The following is an 18,120-nucleotide window of genomic DNA, read 5'->3' as shown; positions in this document are numbered from 1 at the left end:
TCCCTGGACGCGCGCCGCCCAGGAGAGACCCCGCATCCTCCCCAGTTTTTCGCTTGCCGAGCTCGAAACGACGATCGCGCGGCGAGGCAGTTCCGGCGATCCAAATTCATGGACCGCCAAGCTCATCGCAAAGGGGATGGCCGCTGCTGCCCAGAAACTCGGTGAAGAAGCTATCGAGACTGTTATCGCCGCCGTCGCCCGCGATCGTCGCGAGTTCGTCAAGGAGAGCGCGGACCTGCTTTATCATTGGCTTGTAGTGGCTTCGATTGCCGGTGTGCCGCTGCAAGAAGTCCTGGCCGAGCTGGAGCGTCGGATCCATAGGTCGGGTATCCAAGAAAAAGCAGCGAGGCCTCCGCGCTGACGTTGCGTTGGACTGGACATTAGCTCATTGTCACTTTATACTCATTAAAAATGATTGATAATAGTTAAATAGGCCGTCATTGGGAAGGAGCTGGTCGCATGGCGCTGACGATGAGAGGGCAGGTCGATCTGGACGCTGATCGCAATCGCGTCTGGGATGCCCTGAACGACCCCGAAATTTTGAAGAAGTGCATCCCTGGCTGCCAGGAGCTCGAGAAAGCGGACGATCGTCGGTTCAACGCCACGACCAAGGTCGCGATCGGCCCGATCAAGGCTACGTTTTCGGGCAGCGTCGAGCTCACGGACATCGACGCTCCGAATGGCTATACGATCTCGGGCGAGGGGCGCGGCGGCATCGCGGGCTCGGCCAAGGCTGGCGCCACCGTCAAGCTGACGGACCGGCCGGAAGGCGGGACTTCGCTTGTCTACGACGTTAACGCCAATGTCGGCGGGAGGATTGCCCAACTCGGTGCGCGCCTTATCAATGGTGTTGCCAAATCCTACGCCGATCAGTTCTTTTCGAGCTTCGCAAAAGAAATCGGCAGCTAAACCAAACCGCGCAAAACGCGCATTCTGTTCGAAACTGGGGAACTAAGATGGAAAATCACCAGAGACAAAACTTCAAGAAGATCCGCGTTGCCGGCGTCCAGGCCGAGCCAGTCTTTCTCGATATCGATGGGACGACCAACAAGGCCATAAGCCTCATCGAGCAGGCTGCAGCAGGTGGCGCCGACCTGATCGGCTTTCCCGAAGCGTTCATCCCAACCTTCCCCAATTGGTACGAGTCGATCGGCGAGGGAATGCAGGCGCGTAACTTCGACAAGGAATTGTTCAAGCATTCCGTCGAGGTGCCCGGAGATCACATTCAGGCAATCGCCGAAGCTTGCCGTAAGGGCAACATCAATGCGGTGGTCGGCATCAACGAGCGCCTCAACTCGACGACCGGCACCATGTACAACACCCAGGTCCATATCACCCGGGATGGCACGATCGCGGGCAAGCATCAGAAGTATGTACCCACGACCGGCGAACGGATGGTCCACGGTCCTGGAAAGACCGGTTCCTACAACGCGTTCAAAACCGATTTTGGGACCGTGTCCGGACTGATCTGCGGCGAAAACTCCAATCCTCTCGGGCAGTATGCCGCCGCCCAGCACTATCCGGTCGTACATGTGTCTTCTTGGCCGCTGTACTTCCACCCCTACTTCCCGATGCATCATGCGATCGTTACCGCATCATGCGGCCTGGCCTATTCGTTGAAGTGCTTCGTGGTGAACGCGGTTTCGCGCATCCCGACAACTTACATCGATGCCGTCGGCACGGCCCCCGAAGTGAAGAAGTTTCTGGAAGAGCAGCGCAAATTGAAAAAGGGCGCGGTCATCGTCGATTGCCTGGGCAAGGTCATCGCCGACGGCTCCGGCCAGGACGCGGAAGTCCTCTTCGCCGACATCGATCTTGAGGACGTCATCATCCCGAAACTGGTTATCGATTTCGCCGGTCACTACAATCGGCCGGACGTCTTCGCTCCGCTGTTTTCGAAGTAAGGCGACTACCGCGTAACCATGGGTCAGACGGGGCCGGTGCATGCCGGCCTCGTCCGCCTTTGCGGCATTGTGCCGCCTCTGTGACACCTTTTTTGTGTCGAGCCCGGGTCTGCAAACGATTTAATGCCACTAAATTTTCTTTGAAAAATACAAATATGATGCTAGCCTGATCGCAGCCACTAGAGGGAGGTTCCCATGTCCGCCGCACTGAAAAGCAGCAACACCAAATTCCGGCAACCCGAGACGAGGATGTACGCTCCCGCCGCCATCCCGGATTTCGAGGCCCTGCGCGCCTGCTGGCATCCCGTCGCGTTTGCCGCCGATGTTACCGACAAGCCGTATTCTTCCCGGCTTCTCAGCGAGCAGATCGTTATCTGGCGCGACTCTACCGGCAAGCCAAATGCGATGGCTGATCTGTGTATTCACCGCGGCACGGCGCTGTCGATCGGCAAGGTCATCGGTGACGAGATCATGTGCCCCTATCACGGTTGGCGCTACCGGGGAGACGGACGTTGCAGCGCTATTCCGCAGCGTGAAGATCCGCGCAACGTCCCTTCCAAGGCAAAGGTGGATGCCTATCATTGCCAGGAGCGCTATGGGCTCATCTGGGTCGCGATGAAAGAGCCGCGCTTCCCGTTGCCGGAAGTTCCCGAGCTGGAAGCTCCCGAATACAACAAGGTCTCGGCCGGCCCCTACGACTGGCTGTCGGATTCTTCTCGCCAGGTGGAGAATTTCACCGACTTCGCTCACTTCCCCTGGGTACATGAAGGCCTGCTTGGCGACCCCAACCGCACGGTGGTCGACAAATACACCGTCGAGGTCAAGGACAACGTCCTTCATTACAGCTACGACCGTCCCGAGGTGAACAACACCGAGGAATTTCCGGTGTTCGGTGGTCTGGATGACCGCGATGCACCGATCCGTCATTCCCGCTATGAACTGCATGCCCCTTATACGATCGTTCTGCGCCATACCTGGAGCGGCAATGACCACGAGATGGTGCATATCTTCACCTCGCAGCCGATCGGCAAGGACAAGTCCCGCGGCTATATCCGTACCGCGCGGAACTATGCCCACGATCAAGATCCAAGCGTGATGATCGAGTTCACCAACGTCATCTTCGAGCAGGACCGCAATATCGTGGAGAGCCAGCGGCCGGAACATGTGCCGTTCGACCTGGCGGATGAGCTGCACCTGGATTTCGACAAGGTGGCCGTCAACTACCGCAAGACAATGCGTGAGACGGGGCTGGCCAAGGCCAATCCCGACGGTGAAACCAAAACCGCATCCTGATTAGGTGGGAGGGCGCCGAGATGTACCGCGAGGCGCCCCTTCATGCTTTGGATGGAGAGAGCACCGCGGTGAAGACAACGCTTACCGAATATCAGGACGTTCTTGCCGTCAGTGCGAAAGAGCTGATGTGCAACGGGGTGATGTCTTTGACGCTTCGGCGGCCCGACGGCGGCGACTTGCCCCGTTGGGCGGCCGGAGCCCACATCGATCTACAATTGCCCAATGGACTGACGCGCCAATACTCCTTATGCGGACATCCCGACAACAGGACCGAGTTCCGGGTCTGTGTGCTGAACGAAACCGTCAGCAGGGGCGGTTCCAGATACGTCCATGACAACCTGGCGGTAGGCGATCGGGTCCAGATTCGCGGCCCGCGCAACAATTTCAGCTGGGTTCCGGCCCCCAGGTATCTTTTTATCGCGGGCGGAATCGGTATTACCCCGATCATCCCGATGATCATCGCAGCCGAGGCCAGCGGCGCGGACTGGAAGCTTGCCTATGCCGGCCGCCGTCGCGATTCCATGGCGTTCCTCCCGCAGCTTTCCGCGTTTGGCAAGAGAGTGCATGTTGCCGACGCCGATGGCGCCGGCCGTCTTGACCTCGGCAAGTTGCTCGGCAGCGTCGAGCCTGAGACCCTGGTCTATTGTTGTGGACCGGAACGTCTGATGATCGCCGTCGAGGCGCTGGCCGCCGGCTGGCCAGAGGGCGTGCTGCACCTCGAGCGCTTCAAGCCTGTGGACCCGGGCGAACAGGAATCCAGTGGCTTCGAGATCGAGCTACGCCGCTCAGGCAAGACGCTCAAGGTTTCTCCGGACAAGTCGATCCTGAAGACCATCCAGGACGCCGGGCTGATCGTGCCCTGCTCATGCGAGGAAGGGACCTGCGGAACCTGCGAGACGAATGTGATCGAGGGAATTCCCGACCACAGGGATTCGGTCCTGAGCGCCGCTGAAAAGGCATCCAACCGGGTGATCATGATTTGCGTATCGCGCTCCAAGACTGAACGGCTTGTGGTCGACCTTTGAGTGGCGCCTGGCGGTGCGATGAGTTCGAAGATCGGTTATCGGAGGAGAAGCAAAATGAACTTCAACGCGATGACTGCCAGAGCAGCCACCTTCATAGACAAAGCCTGGATCTTCCTGAACCAGCCCGTCCCGTTCTGGTGCTATGACGAAAGGGCGCTTTGCGTGGCGCGCATGCTTGTCGCAAGGCATGGCCGCGACGGTGCGATCGAACAGAGCAAGGCTTTCGCGAAACGCTCGACCGGGCCTGAACGCGCGCATTGGAAGAAGGTATCGAGCGCGATCTGGGATATCACCACGCCAGAAGTGCTTTACCACCTCTAGGCACTCACCAAGGCATCTTCTTCGCCGTCGCGTGGCATCGACGGCACCTCGATGTTTGGCGCTCAGGACCATGTGACGCCAACATTCGACCAATGGCAATTGGACCGTCTTTTCGCACGGTGGCATGTTGACCGTCTTTGATAACATGTGATACCGTTTTAATGTAATTAAAGTTAGAGCGCGCGGACGGCCTCTTGGTCGGAGCGGTTCCCAGCTTTGGCGGCGCTGGCATCCAAGCGATCCGCCAGCCAGCTTTCTTGCAATCGAACGGCGTCGCGACAGGCGGGCCTGAAGGGAGATTTGAAATGAAAAAGAGCGAAGGCGGACAGTCGCTGCAGGACGTCGTCAACCGGGAAAAGAACCTGGTTGAATATCTTTACAACGATACGATTGCGCCTCACTTCAAGGCGAGAACGAGCCTTCTCTCTTCCGTCATCCCCCAGGAATACACGAATTGGCGCGAGGAGCAGCGCGCCTGGCGCGAGACGGCCTATTTCTTCAACCAGTCGCACCATATGCCCGTCATGGTCCTGAAGGGGCGCGACGCGCACAAGCTGCTCGCCGGCCTGTGCATCACCAATATCGCCGAGTTCGGCATCGAGCGGGCCAAGCAGTTCATCGGCGTGACGCCGCGCGGCCATATCATCGGCGACTGCATCACCTATCGCCACGCTGAAGACACGTTTGAGATGATCAGCGGCATGCCGGTGCTCAACTGGGTCCACTACAACGCCGAGGCTGCCGGCTACGACATCGAAGTCATCCGCGACGCCCCCACCGCGTATAACAAGACCGGCCGCCGCCTGCGCTACCGGTTCCAGCTGGAGGGTCCGAACGCCGCCAAGATCTTCGACGAGGTCGTGGAAGGCGGGGCGCCGGAGATCGCCTTCTTCCGCACCGCGAAGGTTCGTATCGCCGGATGTGAGGTTCTTGTGCTGCGTCACGGCATGTCGGGTCACCTGGGCGTCGAACTGTCCGGGCCCTACGACGACATGGAGCCGGTCAGGGACGCATTCCTTAAGGCCGGAGCCAAGCATGGCATGCGCCAGGGTGGCCTGAAGTCGTATTTCAGCACCGTGTACGAGTCCGGCTGGATGCCCTATCCGATGCCAGGCATTTACACGGGCGAGGAACTGCAGCCTTACCGCGAATGGCTTTCAGACGACAGCTGGGAAGCCAGCGTCCAGCTCGGCGGCAGCCACTACTCCAAGAACGTCGAAGACTATTATGTAACGCCGTGGGATCAGGGCTATGGCCGCCTGCTGAAGTTCAACCATGATTTCGTCGGCCGCAGCGCGCTCGAGGCCATGAGCAAGGGGCCGCTGCGCAATCGCGTCACCCTGGTGTGGAACAAGGAGGACGTTCTCAAGGTCTTCGCCTCGCAGATCGGTGACGGCCCTCGCTACAAGTCCCTGGAGTTCCCCGTCTCGAACATCGGTTGGCCGCATTTCGACGTGGTGCGCACGCTTGACGGTCGCCCGGCGGGCCTCTCAACGCATTGCGGCTACAGCGCCAACGAGCGCGAGGCGCTGTCGCTTGCGATGATCGACGCCGAGCATGCGGAGCCCGGAACCGAACTCGTCCTCACCTGGGGCGAGGTCAATGGCGGGTCCAGGAAGCCTCACGTCGAGCGGCACGAGCAGATCGAGATTCGCGTCACCGTGGCACCGGCGCCGTACACGGCAATCGCTCGGGAAAAGAGAGCCTCGCCCTCAGCCGTCAAGGCCTGACGGCAAGGCTGCTCGGACAAGGATGACAGTTGCGGGCCGGCTCGCTCCGACATTCCAGCAAAAAGGACAACGACGTGCGGAAGGCGCCAACCTATCTTCTAACGCTTCAGGCGCAGGATCGCGGCGGTATCGTCTCCGGGGTCACCAGCTTCCTGTCGGAACGCGACGGCTTCATCCTGGACAGCCAGCAGTTCGCGGATACCGAAACGGGCCGATTTTTCATGCGGGTGGAATTCATGGCCTCGGGGCCACGATTTTCAGCGAACGTCGAAAAGTTGCGCGAAGAATTTCGTCCAGGCGCGGAAAGACTCGGCCTGGAATGGTCCCTGATCGAAAAGACGACGCGACTGAAAGTCATGATCGCCGTCTCCAAGGGCGGACATTGTCTCAACGACCTGCTTTATCGCTGGTCGACCGGTGATCTGCCGGTGGACGTCACCGGTGTCATCGGCAACCATGAAAGCCTGCGAGCGCTGGCCGAATGGCACCGCGTTCCATTTCACTATCTGCCCGTCGACAATCAAAACCGCGACCAGCAGGAAGACCGCATCCTGCAGCTGATTGACGAAACCGGAAGCGAGCTCCTGGTCCTGGCGAGATACATGCAGGTGCTGTCGGACGGATTGACCAAGGCGCTCAAAGGACGCTGCATCAACATTCATCATAGCTTCCTGCCAGCCTTCAAGGGCGCGCAACCCTATCACCGCGCCCACGAACGCGGCGTGAAGCTGATCGGCGCGACTGCCCACTACGTCACGGCGGACCTGGATGAAGGCCCGATCATCGAGCAGGCGGTCGAGCCGGTCGATCATCGTGCGACCGTCGATGTCATGGTGCGGATCGGGCGCCACACTGAAGCGGCAGTCTTGTCGAAAGCGGTGCGTGCAGCGGCCGAGCGCAGAATCTTCCTGAATGGGAAGAAAACGGTCGTCTTCAGATGAGGATCGTGAACCCGCCTTTGTCGGCGAGGTGACGCGAAAGGCCCTGCCTGTCTTCAGGCAGGATCGTTTGCCACAGGAGGTCGCGAAATGACGGAGGCCAGTAAGCCAGACGACGCCAAAGTCACCCAGGCCACGCTTGTCAAGAAAGCGGCGCCGAAATCCGACTACAAGCCGGCCGACGTGTCGCCGCAGCGGCGCGTCCAGCGCAGCTTTGCGGTGCGGCTGTGGTCGATCCGCCATTCGCGCCTGCTCGAATGGTTTTACGCCCGCTTCGCCGACGTTTTCCTTTTGCTGCACCCCGTGTGGAAGGGCATCGGCTACGGCCGCGTCGAGGCACCGGTGAAATTCGTCGAGAAGCGCGCCAAGGGCTTCATGTTCGACTGCCGCATGTGCGGCCAGTGCATCCTGTCGTCGACCGGCATGTCCTGCCCGATGAACTGCCCCAAGCAACTGCGCAACGGTCCGTGCGGCGGCGTGCGCGCCAACGGCAATTGCGAGGTCGAGCCGGACATGCCCTGCGTCTGGGTCAAGGCCTGGGAAGGGTCGCGCAACATGGTCCATGGCGACAAGATCCTGGCCGTGCAGAAGCCGGTCGATCAATCGCTGCGCGAAACCTCGGCCTGGTTGAGGGTGACAGCGCAGGCAGCGGCAGCGAGGGACACGACCGAGCGAAATTGAGCGCCGGCGGGGAGCGCAAGGCTGCGCGCTATCACGACGGACGAAGAAGAGTGCGACAATGCAAAATGACGTAAATCCGAATGGCGCCCATCTGCCGCTCGATCCGCTCGCGGGCCATTCCTCGCGCGGTCGGCTGGAGCGCGTGCTGCGCCGCGGCGAGTTCGCGGTGACGACCGAGCTCAACCCGCCCGACAGCGCCGATCCGGAAGACGTCTACAACAGGGCGAAGATCTTCGACGGCTGGGTCGACGCCATCAACGCGGTCGACGCGTCCGGCGCCAACTGCCACATGTCGTCCGTCGGCATCTGCGCGCTGCTGACCCGCATGGGCTATTCGCCGATCATGCAGATCGCTTGCCGCGACAAGAACCGCATCGCCATCCAGGGCGACGTGCTGGGGGCGGCGGCGATGGGTGTCAGCAACGTTCTTTGCCTCACCGGCGACGGCGTGCAGGCCGGCGACCAGCCAGGCGCCAAGCCGGTGTTCGACCTCGATTCCATGTCTCTGCTCGAAACCATCCGCATCATGCGCGACAACGGCAAATTCCTGTCCGGCCGCAAGCTGACCACACCGCCGCAGGTCTTCCTCGGCTGCGCGGTCAATCCGTTCGCGCCGCCCTACGATTTCCGCCCGATCCATCTCGGCAAGAAGATCGCCGCCGGCGCGCAATTCGCGCAGACGCAATATTGCTTCGACGTGCCGATGTTCAAAACCTTCATGCAGAAGGCGCGCGATCTCGGCCACACCGAAAAGCTTTTCCTGCTCTGCGGCGTCGGTCCGCTCGCTTCCGCCAAGACGGCGAAATGGATCCGCTCCAACGTGCCGGGCATCCATATCCCCGACGCGGTGATCAAGCGGCTCGAGGGCGCGCAGGATCAGAAGAAGGAAGGCAAGCAACTCTGCATCGACATCATCAACGAGGTGAAGGAAATCCCGGGCGTCGCCGGCATCCATGTGATGGCCTACCGCCAGGAGGAATATGTCGCCGAGATCGTCGATGAATCGGGCGTGCTGAAAGGCCGCCAGCCCTGGAAGCGGGAGATCCGCCGCGACGACCAGCTCGTCGCCGAGCGGCTTGATCATCTGCTGCACGATGATGGAACCGAAAGCCAGGTCGAGATGATCAAGACGGCGCATTAACAACCGGCTGCGCTGGGGACTGGCCTTGGCGCCAGCCCAGCAAGGCGTCGCAACGTTGGATTTGTTGAGGCGAACGAAAATGAACAAAGGACAGACTGTCGCATCGACCGAGATTGGTGATGCATCGGCTCCGCTGTGGGCTCCCTCGCCGGCGGCGGTCAGGCATACGGCTATGGATGCTTTCCAGACCGCCGCGGCGGCCGTTGGCGGCCATGACATGGCCAGCTATGGGGATTTGCACTGCTGGTCCGTTGACGACCGATCCGCGTTCTGGAGCCTCGTCTGGGATTACTGCGGCATCATCGGCGACAAGGGGGCCCGTGTGCTGTCGGATGGGGCTGCCATCACCAAGGCCCGCTTCTTTCCGGATGCACGCCTGAACTTCACCGAAAATCTGCTGCGCTCCGATGGGGCAAGCGAGGCGATCGTGTTCAGGGCAGAGAATGGCGAGACACGCCGCGTCACACGCGAAGAGTTGCGCGGCACCGTCTCGAAGATCAGGCAGTTCCTGGTCGAAGGCGGCCTCAGGGAGGGCGATCGCGTCGTCGCGGTGATGCCGAACCTGCCGGAGACGATTGCGGTCATGCTGGCTGTCGCTTCCCTAGGTGCCGTCTGGGCGTCCTGTTCACCTGACTTTGGGGCGCAGGGAATACTGGATCGGTTCCAGCAGGTCGAGCCGGTATTCCTGGTGAGCTGCGATGGCTATTACTACAATGGCAAGCGTCACCAGTTGCGCGACAAGATCGCCGAGGTCGCGGCCAGCATCCCGAGCCTGAAGCAGACAATAATCGTAGATTTCATTGGCGAGGCAGAAGCCGCGAGCGCTGCCATCGCGAACTCAACGACTCTTGAGAGGATCATTGAGGGTCGTAAGGATCGGCAGATCGTCTACGAGCGGTTCCCATTCTCCCAGCCGCTCTACATCCTGTTCTCTTCGGGCACAACGGGCAAACCGAAATGCATCGTGCATTCGGCGGGAGGCACGCTGATCCAGCACCTCAAGGAGCATCGACTCCATTGTGACATTCACAGTGGCGATCGGCTGTTCTACTTCACAACCTGCGCCTGGATGATGTGGAACTGGCTGGCCTCGGCGCTCGCCAGTGGCGCCACACTGATGCTTTACGATGGCTCGCCATTTCACCCGAACGGGGAGACACTGTTCAAATACGCGCAGGAAGAACGCATCACTCACTTCGGAACGTCCGCCAAGTTCATCGAGAGCGTGAAGAAAGGCGGCATCGAACCCGGCAAGTGTTTCGATCTGTCGAAATTGCGGGTTCTGATGTCGACGGGCTCTCCGCTGTCGATCGACAGTTACGCATTCGTCTATGAAGCGATAAAGCCGGACATCCACCTGGTTTCGATGTCGGGCGGCACCGATATCGTCTCCTGCTTTGTGCTTGGTGCGCCGATCCTGCCGGTCTGGGCGGGTGAAATTCAGGCGGCGGGGCTGGGTATGGCCGTCGAGGTCTGGGACGACGACGCAAAGAGGATATGGCAACAAAAGGGTGAGTTGGTCTGCACCAGCGCGTTTCCTTCGATGCCATTGGGCTTCTGGAACGACAAAGACGGCCAGAAGTACCTCGAAACCTACTTCTCCCGCTTTGACAATGTCTGGTGTCACGGCGATTTCGCCGAGCAGACAAGCCATGGCGGCTTCGTCATTCACGGCCGCTCTGATACGACGCTCAATCCCGGTGGCGTGCGTGTTGGCACCGCGGAAATCTACAATCAAATAGACAAGATGGTGGAGATCGCCGACGCTGTCTGCGTCGGCCAGGATTTTGACGGCGATGTTCGCGTCGTCCTGTTCGTTCGCCTCAGCGATAATTGCGTCTTCGACCAGGACCTTGTCGCCCGGATCAAGGCGCGGATTCGTCAAGGCGCTACGCCTCGGCACGTGCCGTCCAAGATCGTCGCCGTTGCCGAAATACCGCGAACCAAGACCGGTAAAATTGCAGAGATTGCCGTCCGCGATACCATTCACGGCCGTGTGGTGCGCAACGTCGAGGCGCTCGCGAATCCTGAATCCCTGAAGCTGTTCGAAAGCCTTGCCGAGCTCTCGGCGTGAGCGTGGCCCCGCTGTTCGGGTTCTGCGCGAACATTGATCCAGATACGGAGTAGCAGATGCTTCACGAAAGCAAAAAGATCCTTTCGGGAAAGGAGGTGGCAGAGGAAGTGCTGGATTCGCTCGAACGCCGTATCACAACATTAAGGGGCGAGGGGGTTCAACCAGGCCTGGCCGTCATAATCGTCGGCAGCGATCCAGCGAGCCAAGTTTATGTCGGCTCCAAGGCCAAGGCAGCGCAAAGATGCGGGTTTCTGTCGCGCAAATACGAGCTGCCTGAGGAGATCACCCAGCGGCAGCTTGTCGAGGTCATAGCCACTCTGAACCAGGACGAGGCCATCCATGGCATCCTCGTGCAACTTCCGCTTCCAAGCCACATCGACAGCGATGTCGTCATACAGGCGATCGCGCCGGCCAAAGATGTCGACGGCTTCCACTTTACAAACATCGGCAAACTGAGCGCTGGCCACACCGCAGACGCATTGTTGCCTTGCACGCCGCTCGGCTGCATGCGCCTAATCGAGGAAGTGCATGGCGCCGACCTATCAGGTTTGTGCGCCGTCGTGGTGGGCCGTTCAAACATTGTCGGCAAGCCGATGGCGAGCCTCTTGCTAGCAGCCAACGCCACCGTAACGGTTGCCCACAGCCGGACGCCCGATCTCGCGAAGATTTGCGCGCAGGCCGACATTCTCGTCGCTGCGGTCGGCAAGCCTCAACTGATCATGGCTGATTGTGTGAAACAGGGTGCGACGGTCATCGACGTCGGCATAAACCGGATCGCCAACCCGGCTGCAGGCGTTGGCGCGACACGTCTCGTTGGGGATGTCGACTTTGAAAGCGTGAACGCCGTGGCAGGAGCCTTGACGCCGGTTCCCGGAGGTGTCGGCCCGATGACGATTGCAATGTTGATGCACAACACGGTCAGAGCCGCCGAGGCGCACCATGCGCGGGCGCGGTATCCCAGAAGCTCTCCCTCCATGATCCTGCCACATGTTTAACAAAATGAAATTCGTTTTAATGTCACTTGAATGAGTGAGATTAAAGCGATATGATGATGAGGCTGGCGAAATGATGCTCGACCAGCTGGAGGAGTGCGCGGCTCAATTGCCATTCTCAGGCAATGAGACAAGTCTTTTTGAAGAAAAATAGCAAAAAGGGGAATAAAATGAACAAAAAGAATTCATCGAATACTTGGGTGATGGGCGCGTTGGCGGCCCTAATTCTGGCGTCGTCCGGTGGAGTCGCTACAGCAGCTGATAAGGTGCGCCTGGCGCTTCCGACCAAAGGCTACTGGGGAACAGTCGTTGCAACCGCGGCCCAGGAGAAAGGCCTTTTCCAAAAAGCCGGCGTGGAGGCGGAGATTACCGTCTTCCGCAGCGGCGCTGACGCCTTCCAAGCATTGGCAGCTGATGCCGCCGATGTTTCCCTCGCCTCTCCTACGATCGTTGCCCAAGGTCTGAAGAAGGGTGTCTCAACCAAAATCGTTGGCATCGCGTGCCAGGCGCCTCTTGGTTGGCACCTCGTTGTCAAAGCTGATTCTCCAATCAAGAACGTCAACGAGCTCTCCGGGAAGAAAGTCGGGATGAACAGCGCAGGCTCGCTTTCCGATCTTCTGGGCAAATGGGCGGCCAGCAAGGCTGGTATTGCTTACGAATTGGTGCCGCTTGGCGGTGGGGGCGTGGCACCAAATCTGCTCGCCGGAAACATCGACGCGACCGTCCTCTACGCACCGATCACCTATGACATGCTCAATAAGGGGCAGATCCGGTCGCTCCTGGATTTCAGCAAGGAAATGCCGAAGGCGGCCACCGATACATGGACTGCTTCGGATAAGGCGCTTTCCAGCAACGGAAAGGCGATCCGAAATGCTGTTTCTGCGTTGTTCGATGCCGTCGGCCTGCTGCAGAAGGATCGTGACTACGCCATCGATCTAATATCGCGCAACGACGATGTCTCGAAGGACATTGCGACCTTTGAGTACGAGCGGACGATCATGAATCTGCCCTCCACAAACAGCCTCGATCCTGCGCTCATCAACCAGTATCTCGACTTTGCCAAGCCCTTCGCTCCTGACTTGGCGCGCGCGGACAAGATTACGGCCTCAGCCCAGTAGCACAGCAACGGCGGCGGCGGCGACTTGCCGTCGCCGCCCATCGCCTGTCGCATAGTGTTCGTCAAGGAATCGTCATGAACGAAACCGTCGCAAAGCCAAAGCTTGTGTCGATCTCAGGCAAATCAGATACCAAGTCCAGTCAAAAGGGCCAGGTGCTGATTTCCGGTTTGCGGCATCGCTATGGACAGTTGATCGCGCTGGAGCAGATCGACATCGATATTCAGGGTGGAAAGTTCGTTGTCATCGTCGGTCCGTCGGGCTGTGGCAAGTCATCACTGTTGATGATGATGGGCGGCTTAGCATCGCCAAGCGAAGGCACGATTTCGTGCGCTGGACAGCCGATGACGACTCCGGACCCGAGCCGTATCGGCATCGTATTCCAGGAAGCCAGCCTGTTTCCCTGGCTCACCGCTCAGGCCAATGTGGAGTTTCCGCTTCTGCTGAGGGGAACTGGCAAGAGCGAGCGCGCCGAGCGTGCGCGCGCGGAACTCAAGCGCGTGGGGCTTTCCAATTTTGCCGAACGCTATCCCCATGAACTGTCCGGAGGCATGAAGCAGCGTGTCTCCATTGCGCGCGGTCTGGTCCAGGATCCGCCGATCCTGTTGATGGACGAGCCTTTCGCTGCGCTCGACGAGCAGACCAGGCTGACGATGAGCGACGAGCTCCTACGTATCTGGGAATCGACCGGCAAGACTTTGGTCTTCGTCACCCACAGCCTGACCGAGGCGGTCTACCTTGCCGATGAGGTCATCGTCATGAGTGGTCGGCCCGGCAAGGTGGTCGACCGCATTGATATCGAGCTCGATCGGCCACGAAGCCTGGCGATGATGTCATCGCCGAAATTCGCCAAATACCGGGAGCGCATCTGGGAACAGATCCGCTCGGCTGGAGAGCAGCAATGAGGATCGCGCCCGGCACCATGCGCCTGCTAATCGTCGCGGCGATCTTTGGCGCCTGGGAGCTCCTGCCGCGCGCCCTTGACCTGCCGCTCGTCCTGTTGCCGCCGTTGTCGACATCGCTCGACGCCGGTGTGGAAAATCGCCTGGTCTTTTTCCAGCACTTTGGAGTGACGCTTGGCGAGGTAGCGATTGCCGTGCTGATCGCCTGCGGGCTTGGCCTGATAGCCGGCATGCTGGTCGGTGTGTCGCAAGCGCGCGCCCGAAAGATAGCACCACTTGCCTCGACGCTGTACGCAATACCGATCGTGATGCTCTATCCGCTTTTCACTGTCTGGCTCGGCATCGGATCGTCCTCGAAAATCGCCTTCGGAGCGTTCTACGGCTTCGTGCCGACGTTCCTGACGACAGTCGCCGGCGTCGCGACGATTCCGGATTATTATCGCACGGTGGCGCGCAGCTATGCGGCAACTCCAGCCCAGCAGATCCTGCGAATTCTCATCCCCGCCGCCATTCCCACGGTGCTGTCGGGAATCAGGCTTGGCGGCGCGCTCGCAATCGTTGGTGTGATAGCCGCCGAGATGCTGACGTCCACCGCCGGGCTGGGCTTCCTGATATCGCAGTTCCGCACCTCGCTCGAAACGCCGGCGGTGTACTTCTCAGTGCTTTGCGTGATCTTCCTGGTCGTTGCCTTCGAAGTCGCCATGTACGGCCTCGATCTGGTTTGCCAGCAACGATGGGCGCCGTGGAAGCGCGATCGAACTGGAACCAGTGACCCGGCGCAACTTGCTGTGACGTGACTTCTACAGGGGTATGATATGAAGACAGCGGCCTTTCAATTGCACAAGCCATCCAGCACAAAAGAAGCTGTCGAGCTGTTGGCGCTCCATGCCGACGAGGATGGCCGCGTCATTGCCGGCGGGCAAAGCCTCGTGCCTTCGATGATGTTTCGCATGGCGGTTCCGCCACACCTTATCGACATCAATGGCATCAAAGAGTTGTCCGAGCTGAAGGTAGAAAAGGACAGTCTGCTGATCGGCGCCGCAGTGCGCCATTTGCGTTTCGAGAAGCCTGTTGAGCCCGGCCCGACGGGTAAGCTCCTGGCACGGGTCGTGAAGCATATCGCGCACTATCCCATTCGCACGCGCGGAACGTTCTGCGGCAGCTTGGCGCAATCCGATCCTTCTTCTGAATGGTGCCTGACGGCCGCCACGCTTGGGGCGGTGATGATCGCCCAGAGCGTGCGGGGAAAGAGGGAAATCCAGGCCAAGGACTATTTCAAGGGCATCATGGAAACGGCGCTTGAGCCGGACGAAATCCTGGTCGGCGTCCGCTTGCCGTTGCTGCCTGACGACGCCGTCTTTGGCTTTACGGAGTTCAGCCGTCGGCAGGGCGACTACGCAATGTCGATGGGACTTGCCACCTGGCAGGTCGTCGGTGGTGTGATCGCGGGAGCCCGCCTTGGCATCGGCGGCGCAGAACCGCACCCGCGCCGGATGGTTGAGGCCGAAACCATGCTGAATGGCCAGGCGCCAAGCCTCAAATTGATCGCGTCTGCCGCAGCGGCTGCGGCAGACGCCATCGATCCACTTGAGGACGTGCAGGCAGACGCGGAATATCGACGAGATCTGGTACGCGCCATGGCGCGTAGAGCGATGGAGCAGTGCCTGTCATGAGCGATACACCGGTTCACATTCCCGGAGGCAACTGGGTCGGGCGTTCGTTACGCCGGGTTGAAGATCCGACACTGGTGAGTGGCAAGGGCCGCTTCACGGGGGACCTTCCCGCCGAAAAATGGATGAAGGTCGTCCGCAGCCCGTATGCGGCCGGAAAGATCATCAGCATTACCGGTCCGGAAGGCTGCACCCTTCTCACCGCCAAGGATGTGACGGAGATCAAGCCGATTCTGGCGGTGCTCAACGCCTTCAACTACGCCAAGATTGCCCAGCCAATCCTGGCAAAGGACGAAGTACGATTCCAGGGCGAGCCCGTTGCCGTCATCATTGCGGATTCGGAGGCTGAAGCAGAGGATATCGCGTCCTTGGTAGACGTGGAGATAGAGCCGTACGAGGCAATCGTCACCGCAAAGCAGGCGCTGATGCCGGGAAGCCGAGCGATCCACGAAGAGGCGCCGGAAAATGTGATCATCGAGGGCCGGAAGAAGTCGGCAGGCTTCGATGAGGCAATGAAGGATGCTTACAAAATCATCAAGTTCGACATGCGGTCTGGTCGACAGAATGCCACGCCGATGGAGCCGCGCGGCGCGCATGGCGCGTATGATCACACGACCGGACGGCTGACCCTCACGCTACCGACGCAGATGCCCCACGTCATGCGATCCGCAATCGCGAACTTTGTCGGCATACCCGAGGCGGATCTGCGCATAGTCGCACCCGACGTGGGCGGCGGCTTCGGTCAGAAGATGTCTCTGAGCCCGGAATACGCTCTAATTGCGTGGCTTTCCTATACTAGGAAGATGACCATCGCCTGGCGCGAGGATCGGCGAGAGAACCTTATCGCAAGCTATCATTCTCGCGAGCAAAACGTTCACATCGAGGGTGGTTTCGACAAGGACGGCTACCTGCTGGCCCTGTCGTGCGACATCGTAGTGAACGTCGGAGCATATTCGTGCTTCCCCACGACCTGCGGGGTAGAGCCTCTTATGGCCATGCATGAGATGCCGATGTTTTACGTCGTCCCCCAGTACTCGGCACATACTCGCGGCGTCATCACGAACACCTGTCTGATCGCCCCCTATCGTGGGGTTTCCAGGCCGACCATGGTGTTTTGCCTGGAGCGATTGATGGATCTTGCCGGTAAGGAACTAGGGATCGATCCCTTTGAGATCCGCCGGCGAAACGTCATAACCAAGTTCCCACATGTCGCCGTCACCGGAATGGTCTACGACGAAGGCACCTATCTTGAGTCGATAGACCTAGCCGAGCAGGTGATCGACGTCCCGGCATTCCGAAAAAAGCAGCAGGAGGGGTGGAAGAACGGACGCTATCTCGGCCTCGGCGTTGCATCGTTTGCTGAGCGCTCGGGATTTGGTACGCCGGCCTTCGCTGAGCGCGGCATGGCGATGACCATGGGGTGGGAGTCTTCCGATGTCGCAATGGATCCGGGAGGATTTGTTGAGGTGAGGATCAGCACTGGTCCGAGCGGCCAGGGACATCGTACCGCCCACATTCAAATCGTGGCTGATGAACTCGGTGTACCGCCCGAGAAGATCAAGGTCGTGCACGGAGATACCGATCGGGCACCCTATGGGTATGGCACGTTTGGCAGTCGCTCGACAGTTATCTCAGGGGGGGCGACCTTGAAGGCGGCACAGAAGGTACGCGAGAAGCTTCTGTCCTTGGCGTCCATTCTCCTGGAAGCTGCCCCCGACGAAATCGATTTGAAAGATGGGTATGCTCGTGTGAGGAACTCGAACCGAGCCGTAACCATCGACCAGATCGCGCGCGACGCATACCATAACACTCCGAAGTTCGGCGCCGGCATGGAGCCGGGCATCATGGGACACAGCGCATACGACCCGCTCGGCACATTCTCCAATGCATGTCATGTCGTGACCGTCGAGGTCGATATCGAAACGGGCGCGACCAAGATCGACCGATACGTGGTCATTGAGGATGCTGGAAAGTTGATCAACCCCATGATTGTCGACGGGCAGATCCATGGCGGCGTCGCCCAAGGCGTGGCCAACGCGTTGCTCGAGGAAATTCTCTACGATGACACGGGCAACATCATTACGGCTACGTTGGCCGAGTATCTGGTCCCGACATCTCACGAGATGCCGCATATCGAAATCCACCATTTCGAGACCTTGACAGACAGGACGATCCTCCAGGCCAAGGGCATGGGCGAAGGCGCTATCATCGGTGGCCCCGCCGCGATCCTCAACGCCATTGCCGATGCACTGACACCCTTCAACATCGAGCTGAACGAGTTCCCCGCAACCCCGCGCATGGTGCGGGCAGCTATCAGAGCCACGGGTCATTGAG

17 protein-coding genes are annotated in these 18,120 nt (G+C 59.7%); all 17 read left to right on the top strand.

Going from position 1 to position 18,120, the window contains the following annotated elements:
• Positions 1-34 precede the first annotated feature (34 nt).
• Complete coding sequence (locus QU595_RS26440) at positions 35-361, top strand: phosphoribosyl-ATP diphosphatase (protein ID WP_410000575.1); 327 nt, start codon at positions 35-37, stop codon at positions 359-361.
• A gap of 98 nt (positions 362-459) precedes the next feature.
• A complete protein-coding gene (locus QU595_RS26435; protein ID WP_315927603.1) occupies positions 460-909 on the top strand; it encodes a carbon monoxide dehydrogenase subunit G in 450 nt (149 codons plus the stop codon).
• A 47-nt stretch (positions 910-956) separates the two neighbouring features.
• Positions 957-1,904: a nitrilase-related carbon-nitrogen hydrolase gene (locus QU595_RS26430; protein WP_315927601.1), complete on the top strand. Its 948-nt coding sequence runs from the start codon at positions 957-959 to the stop codon at positions 1,902-1,904.
• Between the two features lie 195 nt (positions 1,905-2,099).
• Positions 2,100-3,197, top strand: coding sequence for an aromatic ring-hydroxylating dioxygenase subunit alpha (locus QU595_RS26425; protein ID WP_315927599.1), 1,098 nt, complete (start codon positions 2,100-2,102; stop codon positions 3,195-3,197).
• 20 nt (positions 3,198-3,217) lie between these two features.
• Entirely contained in the window at positions 3,218-4,222 is a 1,005-nt protein-coding gene (locus QU595_RS26420; RefSeq protein ID WP_315927597.1) for a PDR/VanB family oxidoreductase, read from the top strand.
• A gap of 54 nt (positions 4,223-4,276) precedes the next feature.
• A complete protein-coding gene (locus tag QU595_RS26415) occupies positions 4,277-4,543 on the top strand; it encodes a hypothetical protein (protein ID WP_315927595.1) in 267 nt (88 codons plus the stop codon).
• A 305-nt stretch (positions 4,544-4,848) separates the two neighbouring features.
• Complete coding sequence (locus tag QU595_RS26410) at positions 4,849-6,273, top strand: aminomethyl transferase family protein (RefSeq protein WP_315927593.1); 1,425 nt, start codon at positions 4,849-4,851, stop codon at positions 6,271-6,273.
• A 74-nt stretch (positions 6,274-6,347) separates the two neighbouring features.
• Positions 6,348-7,214: a formyltetrahydrofolate deformylase gene (gene purU / locus QU595_RS26405; protein ID WP_315927643.1), complete on the top strand. Its 867-nt coding sequence runs from the start codon at positions 6,348-6,350 to the stop codon at positions 7,212-7,214.
• An 87-nt stretch (positions 7,215-7,301) separates the two neighbouring features.
• Positions 7,302-7,892, top strand: a complete 591-nt coding sequence (locus tag QU595_RS26400; RefSeq protein ID WP_315927591.1) for a methylenetetrahydrofolate reductase C-terminal domain-containing protein — start codon at positions 7,302-7,304, stop codon at positions 7,890-7,892.
• Between the two features lie 58 nt (positions 7,893-7,950).
• Positions 7,951-9,033 carry a methylenetetrahydrofolate reductase gene (locus tag QU595_RS26395; RefSeq protein WP_315927589.1) on the top strand — a complete coding sequence of 361 codons (1,083 nt, stop codon included), beginning with the start codon at positions 7,951-7,953 and terminating at the stop codon, positions 9,031-9,033.
• Between the two features lie 79 nt (positions 9,034-9,112).
• Positions 9,113-11,107, top strand: a complete 1,995-nt coding sequence (locus QU595_RS26390; RefSeq protein WP_315927587.1) for an acetoacetate--CoA ligase — start codon at positions 9,113-9,115, stop codon at positions 11,105-11,107.
• Positions 11,108-11,163: 56 nt separating this feature from the next.
• Entirely contained in the window at positions 11,164-12,102 is a 939-nt protein-coding gene (gene folD / locus QU595_RS26385) for a bifunctional methylenetetrahydrofolate dehydrogenase/methenyltetrahydrofolate cyclohydrolase FolD (RefSeq protein WP_315927585.1), read from the top strand.
• 167 nt (positions 12,103-12,269) lie between these two features.
• Entirely contained in the window at positions 12,270-13,217 is a 948-nt protein-coding gene (locus QU595_RS26380) for an ABC transporter substrate-binding protein (RefSeq protein ID WP_315927583.1), read from the top strand.
• Positions 13,218-13,291: 74 nt separating this feature from the next.
• Positions 13,292-14,119, top strand: coding sequence for an ABC transporter ATP-binding protein (locus tag QU595_RS26375; protein WP_315927581.1), 828 nt, complete (start codon positions 13,292-13,294; stop codon positions 14,117-14,119).
• Positions 14,116-14,913 carry an ABC transporter permease gene (locus QU595_RS26370; RefSeq protein ID WP_315927579.1) on the top strand — a complete coding sequence of 266 codons (798 nt, stop codon included), beginning with the start codon at positions 14,116-14,118 and terminating at the stop codon, positions 14,911-14,913. The genes QU595_RS26375 and QU595_RS26370 overlap by 4 nt, the downstream gene beginning before the upstream one ends.
• 18 nt (positions 14,914-14,931) lie before the next feature.
• Positions 14,932-15,789: an FAD binding domain-containing protein gene (locus QU595_RS26365; protein ID WP_315927577.1), complete on the top strand. Its 858-nt coding sequence runs from the start codon at positions 14,932-14,934 to the stop codon at positions 15,787-15,789.
• Positions 15,786-18,119 (top strand): xanthine dehydrogenase family protein molybdopterin-binding subunit, encoded by a 2,334-nt coding sequence (locus QU595_RS26360; RefSeq protein WP_315927575.1) that lies wholly within the window; start codon positions 15,786-15,788, stop codon positions 18,117-18,119. The genes QU595_RS26365 and QU595_RS26360 overlap by 4 nt, the downstream gene beginning before the upstream one ends.
• Position 18,120 lies beyond the last annotated feature (1 nt).

Origin of the sequence: Mesorhizobium sp. SP-1A, assembly GCF_032460275.1 — a bacterium.
Taxonomy (GTDB): domain Bacteria; phylum Pseudomonadota; class Alphaproteobacteria; order Rhizobiales; family Rhizobiaceae; genus Mesorhizobium.
Note: the sequence above shows the minus strand (reverse complement) of the source record. Positions and strands in the feature narration are given on the sequence as shown.

Coding starts and splice junctions, on each gene's coding strand:
- QU595_RS26415 (WP_315927595.1), top strand. CDS start 4,277: ATGAACTTCAACGCGATGACTGCCAGAGCAGCCACCTTCATAGACAAA.
- QU595_RS26420 (WP_315927597.1), top strand. CDS start 3,218: ATGTACCGCGAGGCGCCCCTTCATGCTTTGGATGGAGAGAGCACCGCG.
- QU595_RS26390 (WP_315927587.1), top strand. CDS start 9,113: ATGAACAAAGGACAGACTGTCGCATCGACCGAGATTGGTGATGCATCG.
- QU595_RS26435 (WP_315927603.1), top strand. CDS start 460: ATGGCGCTGACGATGAGAGGGCAGGTCGATCTGGACGCTGATCGCAAT.
- folD (WP_315927585.1), top strand. CDS start 11,164: ATGCTTCACGAAAGCAAAAAGATCCTTTCGGGAAAGGAGGTGGCAGAG.
- QU595_RS26360 (WP_315927575.1), top strand. CDS start 15,786: ATGAGCGATACACCGGTTCACATTCCCGGAGGCAACTGGGTCGGGCGT.
- QU595_RS26370 (WP_315927579.1), top strand. CDS start 14,116: ATGAGGATCGCGCCCGGCACCATGCGCCTGCTAATCGTCGCGGCGATC.
- QU595_RS26380 (WP_315927583.1), top strand. CDS start 12,270: ATGAACAAAAAGAATTCATCGAATACTTGGGTGATGGGCGCGTTGGCG.
- QU595_RS26365 (WP_315927577.1), top strand. CDS start 14,932: ATGAAGACAGCGGCCTTTCAATTGCACAAGCCATCCAGCACAAAAGAA.
- QU595_RS26375 (WP_315927581.1), top strand. CDS start 13,292: ATGAACGAAACCGTCGCAAAGCCAAAGCTTGTGTCGATCTCAGGCAAA.
- QU595_RS26395 (WP_315927589.1), top strand. CDS start 7,951: ATGCAAAATGACGTAAATCCGAATGGCGCCCATCTGCCGCTCGATCCG.
- QU595_RS26400 (WP_315927591.1), top strand. CDS start 7,302: ATGACGGAGGCCAGTAAGCCAGACGACGCCAAAGTCACCCAGGCCACG.
- QU595_RS26425 (WP_315927599.1), top strand. CDS start 2,100: ATGTCCGCCGCACTGAAAAGCAGCAACACCAAATTCCGGCAACCCGAG.
- QU595_RS26430 (WP_315927601.1), top strand. CDS start 957: ATGGAAAATCACCAGAGACAAAACTTCAAGAAGATCCGCGTTGCCGGC.
- QU595_RS26410 (WP_315927593.1), top strand. CDS start 4,849: ATGAAAAAGAGCGAAGGCGGACAGTCGCTGCAGGACGTCGTCAACCGG.